The 7,992-nt window shown below is 69.4% G+C and carries 6 protein-coding genes and 2 tRNA genes; 1 reads left to right on the top strand and 7 read right to left on the bottom strand.

Annotation, left to right across the window (positions count from 1 at the left end):
- Positions 1 to 62: 62 nt before the first annotated feature.
- Positions 63 to 608: a peptidylprolyl isomerase gene (locus tag ACH9EU_RS02500; protein ID WP_396412352.1), complete on the bottom strand. Its 546-nt coding sequence runs from the start codon at positions 606 to 608 to the stop codon at positions 63 to 65.
- A 158-nt stretch (positions 609 to 766) separates the two neighbouring features.
- Here ACH9EU_RS02500 and ACH9EU_RS02495 point away from each other — a divergent pair, with 158 nt between their 5' ends.
- Entirely contained in the window at positions 767 to 1,639 is an 873-nt protein-coding gene (locus ACH9EU_RS02495) for a hypothetical protein (RefSeq protein ID WP_396412351.1), read from the top strand.
- A gap of 165 nt (positions 1,640 to 1,804) precedes the next feature.
- On the opposite strand, the gene ACH9EU_RS02490 is transcribed toward ACH9EU_RS02495, so the two are convergent.
- From ACH9EU_RS02490 to gyrB, 6 genes are all read right to left on the bottom strand, one after another.
- Positions 1,805 to 1,880, bottom strand: a tRNA-Ala gene (locus ACH9EU_RS02490).
- A gap of 11 nt (positions 1,881 to 1,891) precedes the next feature.
- Positions 1,892 to 2,014 carry a DLW-39 family protein gene (locus ACH9EU_RS02485; RefSeq protein ID WP_396412350.1) on the bottom strand — a complete coding sequence of 41 codons (123 nt, stop codon included), beginning with the start codon at positions 2,012 to 2,014 and terminating at the stop codon, positions 1,892 to 1,894.
- A 32-nt stretch (positions 2,015 to 2,046) separates the two neighbouring features.
- Positions 2,047 to 2,120: transfer RNA gene (locus ACH9EU_RS02480), tRNA-Ile, on the bottom strand.
- 81 nt (positions 2,121 to 2,201) lie between these two features.
- Positions 2,202 to 2,810, bottom strand: coding sequence for a DUF3566 domain-containing protein (locus ACH9EU_RS02475; RefSeq protein WP_396412349.1), 609 nt, complete (start codon positions 2,808 to 2,810; stop codon positions 2,202 to 2,204).
- The gene (gyrA, locus tag ACH9EU_RS02470; RefSeq protein ID WP_396412348.1) at positions 2,807 to 5,488 is read right to left on the bottom strand and encodes a DNA gyrase subunit A; all 2,682 of its coding nucleotides are present in this window, start codon (positions 5,486 to 5,488) and stop codon (positions 2,807 to 2,809) included. The genes ACH9EU_RS02475 and gyrA overlap by 4 nt, the downstream gene beginning before the upstream one ends.
- A gap of 89 nt (positions 5,489 to 5,577) precedes the next feature.
- Positions 5,578 to 7,665, bottom strand: a complete 2,088-nt coding sequence (gene gyrB, locus ACH9EU_RS02465; RefSeq protein WP_396412347.1) for a DNA topoisomerase (ATP-hydrolyzing) subunit B — start codon at positions 7,663 to 7,665, stop codon at positions 5,578 to 5,580.
- Positions 7,666 to 7,992: the final 327 nt, after the last annotated feature.

Below are 7,992 nucleotides of genomic sequence, written 5' to 3'. Positions count from 1 at the left end.
CCGGGCGGGCCTGCGCCGTCGTCGGCCCCCGCGCGGCGGCGCCGGGCGGGGATCCTGGTGCTCTAGAGCTGCTCGACGTCGATCGAGGTGACCACGCAGTCCTCGCGCGGGCGGTCCATGGCACCGGTGGGAACGTTGTTGAGCTCGTCGACGACCTTGCGGGACTCGTCGTCGGCCACCTCGCCGAAGATCGTGTGCTTGCCCTGCAGCCAGGTGGTCGGGGCGGTGGTGATGAAGAACTGGGAGCCGTTTGTGCCGCGGCCGTTGCGCTTGCCCGCGTTGGCCATCGCCAGGATGTAGGGCTGGTTGAAGTTCAGCTCGGGGTGGATCTCGTCGTCGAACTCGTAGCCCGGTCCGCCGATGCCCTGGCCCAGGGGGTCACCGCCCTGGATCATGAAGTCCTTGATGATCCGGTGGAAGACCACGTCCTTGTAGAGCGGACCGGTCTGCTTCTCACCGGTGCGCGGGTCGCTCCACTCCTGGCTGCCGTCGGCGAGGCCGATGAAGTTCTTGACCGTCTTCGGGGCGTGGTTGCCGAAGAGGTTCACGACGATGTCACCGTGGTTCGTGTGGATCGTCGCCTTGGCGGTGGGGATCGCAGAAGTCATGCGCTCATTCTTGCACGGGCACTCCGGGCCCCCGCCGGCGCTCCGCGGGGTTCAGCGCACAGTGAAAAGCCCCGGGAGCGCGCGGCGGACCCTCCTGCCGCCGGGCCTCGGGCCGTATGCTGACCATGGATTGTCACAACCCGAGGAGGGATGGATTCATGAGCTTCAAGAAGTCCAAGAGCGAGAAGAAGGCCGCCCACGCGCAGAAGGCCGCCGAGAGCAAGGTCCTCGACGCCGGCAAGTGGGCGTCCCGGGAGATCGCCGAGCTCGCGCCCAAGCTGCAGCACGGCGTCGAGGCCGGCGCCGCCGCTCTCGCCGGCGGCGTCGCCACCGCGGGTCCGAAGGTGCAGGAGGGACTGGGCCGCGCCCACGAGCTCTCCGACAGCGCCAAGCTCAAGGCCGCCGCCGTCACGGCCCCGGTCGCAGCCCGCGCCGCCAAGACCGCCGGCCCCACCGCCGCGAAGGCCGCCGAGCGCGCCGCGGAGGGCCGTGCCGCCGTACAGGCCAAGTACGCCGGCGCCGCCGCGCTGCTCGCGGGCAAGTTCGCGGACGCGGACACCCCCGAGCAGCTCGAGGCGATCGTCGCCAAGCTGACCGGTGACAAGAAGGCCGTGGCCCACGCGAAGAAGGCCGCCGCCAAGGTCGCCAAGGACTACGCCAAGCAGCAGAAGAAGGCCCAGCGCTCCCACAAGGGCCTGCTGCTCTTCGGCCTGCTCGTGGCCGGCGGGGTCGCCGGGGTGGCTGCCTGGAAGGCCTCCCGTCCCGTCGAGGACCCGTGGAAGACCCCTGCGGCCACCTCCCCGCGCGTCACCGCCTCCCCCGTCGCCCAGCAGTCCACCGTGGCCGCGGGCACCGGCGTGCAGGTCGACGACGTCAAGGACGCCACGACCCCGGCCGGTCAGTCCGGCGGCGTCTCGGAGGCGGCCTCCGAGGTCAAGGACGGTGCCAAGTCCGTGGGCGAGGACGCGAAGAGCACCATCAACGAGGTCAAGGAGCAGATCCAGGGCAAGAAGCCCGAGGACCAGGCCTGATCACTCCCGGCGCCGACGAGGCCCCCGCTCCCCGCTGAGGGAGCGGGGGCCTCGTCCGTTCCGGGGTCCGGGTGCCGCCCCGTGGCCGGGAGCGGCCGCGGCGGGCCGGGAGCACCGTGGAACGAGAAGATCCCGATCGAGCGGGAGCTCGATCGGGATCCGAAGTGGTGGAGGCGAGGGGACTCGAACCCCTAACCCTCTGCTTGCAAAGCAGATGCGCTACCAATTGCGCCACGCCCCCGCTGCACCGGTCTACTCCACCTCGTCGGTGGCGTCCGCCCAGGCGGACCTGCCGGCGTTCGCCTCACGCAGCCGGGTGAGCACCGCGACCGACGCGCCGATCACGGCCAGGAAAGCAACCGTCTTCCGGTTCACGCCTGCCTCCTGACCTGCGGAAAAGGGAACAGTGGGCGTACCAGGAATTGAACCTGGGACCTCTTCGTTATCAGCGAAGCGCTCTAACCGTCTGAGCTATACGCCCTTCCGGTCCTTGCGGACCGAGTAGAAACACTACCGGAGTTGCCCACCCGTGCCAAATTCCGCGGGCGCGCGCCGGAGCCCGTCAGTCGTCCGTGAGAGTGAGGCCCACGCCGCCCACGAGGGCGGCCGCGATGTTGTAGAGCAGCGCGGCCAGCACGGAGAGGGCGGTCAGCAGGATCACGTTGACCACGGAGACGATCGTGGCGAAGATCGCGACCTGGCCCAGGGACAGGAAGTCCTTGATGTTCAGTGCTCCGCCGGTGCCGCCCAGCATGGTGAGCAGCTCGTTGATCCCGTCGAACATCCCGGTCAGGTCGAGCACGATCCACAGCACCACGGACGCCACGACGGTGATGATCCCCAGGGCGACCGAGAGCAGGAACGCGAGCTTGAGCACGGACCAGGTGTCCACCTTCGACACGACCAGCCGGGCACGGCGCACCCGGGGGCGCGGCGCCGGGCGGACCAGCCCCTTCGGGGAGCCGCCCGGACGGGCGGCCTTCGGCCCGGGCTTCTTGGCGGAGCCGGTCGCGGGCCTGGCGGCCGAGGACCCGCTCTTGGACGCGGGCTTCACACCGGTCTTCGCGGCGGGCTTCGAGGCCGCCTTCGACGCGGAGCCCGGCTTCGGCGCGGACGCGAGGGGGGCACGTCCGGACTTGCCGGCGGCGTTGGTGCCGGAACTCGTGCTCATGCGATACCTCCGTTGTTCTCTGCGCCCAACGCTACTTCATCGTTCGGCTCGTCCCCATCTCCGGGGACAGATCCGAGCTCGTCGGCGTCCTGGGCATCGACGACCTCCGCGACCTCGATCTTCTCGTCGAGCTCGGCGTCGACCTCGGCGTCGACCTCCTCGGCGATCTCGCGGTCGGCGTTGCGGGCCAGGCCCGTGATCGCGTCACCCTGGGCGGGCTTGGCGAAGATGACGCCCATGGTGTCCCGCCCCTTGGCGGGGACCTCCGACGCCCCGGTGCGCACGACCTTGCCCGACTCCATGACCACGAGCACCTCGTCCTCCTCGCCGACGATGATCCCGCCGACGAGCCTGCCGCGCTGCTCCGCGAGCTTCGCGACCTTGATCCCGAGCCCGCCGCGGCCCTGGACGCGGTACTCCTCCACCTTGGTGCGCTTGGCGTAGCCGCCCTCGGTGACCACGAAGACGTAGGCGTCGTCGGTGACCACGTTCGCGGAGAGCAGCTCGTCGCCCGCACGGAACTTCATCCCCGTCACGCCCGAGGTGGCCCGCCCCATGGGGCGCAGGACGTCGTCGGTCGCCGTGAAGCGCAGGGACATGCCGTTGCGGGAGACCAGCAGCAGGTCGTCCGCCGCGGAGGCCAGCTGGGCCGAGACGAGCTCGTCGTCGTCGCGCAGGTTGATCGCGATGACCCCGGCCGAGCGGTTGGTGTCGTAGTCCAGCAGACGGGTCTTCTTCACCAGGCCCCTGCGGGTGGCCAGCACCAGGTACGGGGCGTCCTCGTAGGAGCGCAGCTCCATGACCTGGGCGATCCGCTCCCCCGGCTGGAACGCCATGAGGTTGGCCACGTGCTGGCCCTTGGAGTCCCGTCCCGCCTCGAGCAGCTCGTAGGCCTTCGTCCGGTAGACCCGGCCGAGGTTCGTGAAGAAGAGGATCCAGTTGTGGGTGGTGGTGACGAAGAAGTGCTCGACGACGTCGTCCCCGCGCAGCTGCGCCCCCTTGATGCCCTTGCCGCCGCGGCGCTGGGAGCGGTACTGGTCCGAGCGCGTGCGCTTGACGTAGCCGCCGCGGGTGATGGTGACGACCATCTCCTCCTCGGGGATCAGGTCCTCCATCGACATGTCGCCGTCGTAGCCGTAGAGGATCTCGGAGCGGCGGTCGTCGCCGTAGCGCGAGACGATCTCCTCGAGCTCCGCGGAGATGATCTCCCGCTGGCGCTGCTCCGAGGCGATGATCGCGGTGTACTCCGTGATCAGCCGCTCGAGCTCGGCGTGCCGGTCCTGGATCTTCTGCCGCTCGAGGGCCGCGAGCCTGCGCAGCTGCATGTTGAGGATGGCCTGGGCCTGGTCCTCGTCGATCTCCAGGAGATCCATGAGCCCGGTGCGGGCGTCGTCGGCCGTCGGGGACCGTCGGATGAGGGCGATGACCTGGTCGAGGGCGTCGAGCGCCTTGAGCAGGCCGCGCAGGATGTGTGCCTCCGCCTCGGCCTGGCGCAGCCGGTAGCGGGTGCGGCGGACGATGACGTCCATCTGGTGCTCGACCCAGTGCCGGATGAAGGCGTCGAGGCTCAGGGTGCGCGGCACCCCGTCCACGAGGGCCAGCATGTTGGCCGAGAAGTTGTCCTGCAGCTGGGTGTGCTTGTACAGGTTGTTGAGCACCACCTTGGCCACGGCGTCCCGCTTGAGCACGATCACCAGGCGTTGACCGGTGCGGCCGGAGGTCTCGTCCCGGATGTCGGCGATGCCGGTGATCCGCCCGTCCTTGACCAGGTCGGCGATCTTCATCGCGAGGTTGTCCGGGTTGGCCTGGTACGGCAGCTCGGTGACGACCAGGCAGGTGCGCCCGTGGATCTCCTCCACGCTCACGACGGCCCGCATGGGGATCGAGCCCCGGCCGGTCCGGTAGGCGTCCTCGATGCCCTTGTGGCCGAGGATCTGCGCGCCGGTCGGGAAGTCCGGGCCCTTGATCCGCTGCAGGAGCTCCTCGAGCAGCCGCTCGTTGGAGACCTCCGGGTTCTGCAGGTACCACTGCACGCCGTCCGCGACCTCGCGCAGGTTGTGCGGCGGGATGTTCGTGGCCATGCCCACGGCGATGCCGGAGGAGCCGTTGGCGAGCAGGTTCGGGAACCGGGCCGGGAGCACCGAGGGCTCCTGGTTCTTCCCGTCGTAGTTGTCCTGGAAGTCCACGGTCTCCTCGTGGATGTCCCGGACCATCTCCATGGCCAGCGGCGCCATCTTGGTCTCGGTGTACCGCGGGGCCGCCGCGCCGTCGTTGCCGGGAGAGCCGAAGTTGCCCTGGCCGAGCGCGAGCGGATAGCGCATCACCCAGTCCTGGATGAGGCGCACGAGGGCGTCGTAGATCGCCGAGTCGCCGTGCGGGTGGTACTGGCCCATGACCTCCCCGACCACGCGGGCGCACTTGTTGAAGGAGCGGTCGGGACGGTAGCCGCCGTCGTACATCGCGTAGATGACGCGCCGGTGGACCGGCTTGAGCCCGTCGCGGACGTCGGGCAGGGCACGGCCCACGATGACGGCCATCGCGTAGTCGAGATAGGACCGCTGCATCTCGGTCTGCAGGTCCACCTGCTCCACGCGGTCGGTCAGCACGGGGGTGTTCTCCAGGTCGCCGGCGGGCACGGCGCCCTCCGGGGTCGGTCCGTCCGGTGTCTCGTCACTCATGCGGTCTTTCCGTTCTGTCTGCTGGTCCTCGGGATCCTGCGAAAGCGCAGGTCAAGCCCTTATATGTCCATATGGGCATATAGGGGCTGTCAGATGTCGAGGAACCGGATGTCCTTGGCGTTCTGCTGGATGAACTCGCGGCGGGACTCCACGTCCTCGCCCATGAGCACGGAGAACGTCTGGTCCGCCGCGGCGGCGTCCTCCATGGTGACCTGCAGCAGCGTGCGCCGGTCGGGGTCCATCGTGGTGTCCCAGAGCTCGGTGTAGTCCATCTCGCCGAGGCCCTTGTAGCGCTGGATGCCGTTGTCCTTCGGGATGCGCTGGTTGTTGGCCAGCCCGCGCGCCAGCACCTGGTCCCGCTCGGCGTCCGTGTAGACGTAGTCGTGGGGCGCGTTGGACCACTTGATCCGGTACAGCGGCGGCTGGGCCAGGTAGACGAAGCCGTGCTCGATCAGCGGGCGCATGAAACGGAACAGCAGCGTGAGCAGCAGCGTGGTGATGTGCTGGCCGTCGACGTCGGCATCGGCCATGAGCACGATCTTGTGGTACCGGGCCTTGGCGATGTCGAAGTCGTCGCCGATGCCGGCGCCGAACGCCGTGATCATCGACTGCACCTCGGCGTTGGACAGGGCGCGGTCGAGCCGGGCGCGCTCCACGTTGAGGATCTTCCCGCGCAGGGGCAGGATCGCCTGGTGCGCCGGGTCGCGTCCCTGCACGGCCGAACCGCCGGCCGAGTCGCCCTCCACGAGGTAGATCTCGGACAGGGACGGGTCCTTGGAGGAGCAGTCCTTGAGCTTGCCGGGCATCCCGCCGGACTCGAGCAGCCCCTTTCGGCGCGTGGTCTCCCGCGCCTTGCGGGCGGCCAGCCGCGCCTGCGAGGCGCTCATGGCCTTGCGGATGATCTCCTTCGCGGCCGCGGGGTTGCGCTCGAGCCAGTCGCCGAACCGGTCGTTGACCTCGCGCTGGACGAAGGTCTTCGCCTCGGAGTTGCCGAGCTTGGTCTTCGTCTGGCCCTCGAACTGCGGTTCGGCGAGCTTGATCGAGATCACCGCGGTGAGGCCCTCGCGGACGTCGTCGCCCGTGAGGTTCTCGTCCTTGTCCCGGAGCAGCTTGTTCTCCCGGGCGTACCGGTTCACGAGGGAGGTCATCGCCGAGCGGAAGCCCTCCTCGTGGGTGCCGCCCTCGTGGGTGTTGATGGTGTTGGCGTAGGTGTGCACGGACTCCGTGTAGGCCGTCGTCCACTGCATCGCCAGCTCGAGGGACATCTTCCGGTCGGCGTCCTCGGTCTCGATCGTGATGACGTCGTCGTGGACGAGGTCCGCCTTCTTGGAGGCGTTCAGGAAGGTGACGTAGTCGAGCAGGCCGTGCTCGTACTTGTAGACCACGCGCCGGTGCCCCGAGGAGTTCCTGACGATGCCGTTGAGCCCGGGCGCGTCCGTGCCGCCGTCGCGGCCCTCCACCGGTTCGGCCTCCGGGTGGACCGCCGTGCGGTCGGAGGCGGACCCGGCGATCTCCTCGCCGGACTCCTCGGCGTGGCGCTCGTCGGTGAGGCTGATCTTCAGCCCCTTGTTGAGGAACGCCATCTGCTGGAAGCGGGCGCGCAGCGTCTCGAAGTCGAAGTCGACGGTGTCGAAGATCTGGGGGTCCGGCCAGAAGACCTGCGTGGTGCCGGTGCGGTCGGTCTCCTCGCCCCTGACCAGCTCGCCCTGCGGCCTTCCGCCCTCCGCGAAGGCCATCCGCCAGACGTGGCCCTGGCGCCGGACCTCCGTCTCCACGCGGCGGGACAGCGCGTTGACCACGGAGATGCCCACCCCGTGCAGACCGCCGGAGACCGCGTAGCCGCCGCCGCCGAACTTGCCGCCCGCGTGCAGGATCGTCATGACGACCTCGACCGTGGGCCGGCCCTCGGTCGGGTGGACGTCCACCGGGATGCCGCGGCCGTTGTCGGACACCCGCACGCCGCCGTCCGACTGGAGCGTGACCTCGATGTGGTCGCAGTAGCCGGCCAGCGCCTCGTCGACCGAGTTGTCGACCACCTCGTACACGAGGTGGTGCAGACCGCGGGGGCCGGTGGATCCGATGTACATGCCCGGCCGTTTCCGGACGGCCTCCAGGCCTTCCAGGACGGTGATGTCACCGGCGCCGTACTCGCGCTGCTGCGGGTCCTCTGTTGCCACGGGTTCCTGGCTCCTCCTGTTGGGCGTTCCGGCCGTTCCGGACAGCACAGGAGAACGCCGATGAGACGTGCGGCGGCTCATCGGCTCGTGCGGGATCGGAACGGTCCGACGGTTCCGGGCGTGCGCGCCGCGAGCAGGGGCCGCGAGGAGTCGCGTGGGCCCGGACCGTCGATGACTCTCTGGGTCCGATTCTATCCGAAAAGGACGGCCCGGGGTGCTGCTGAACCCCTCTGAGAGGCCTGGAAAGGGCCTCAGGACGAATTTTCCGGCCGTCCTCCATCCCCGGACCGCTCCCCGGGGGCCGTGAGGCGCCACGAGGCCGCTCAG

The sequence above is a fragment of the Kocuria rhizosphaerae genome, assembly GCF_044462265.1.
In the GTDB taxonomy this organism is placed as follows: Bacteria; Actinomycetota; Actinomycetes; order Actinomycetales; family Micrococcaceae; genus Kocuria; species Kocuria rhizosphaerae.
The sequence above is the reverse complement of the archived record's forward strand: the minus strand, read 5'-3'. Positions and strand labels throughout refer to the sequence as shown.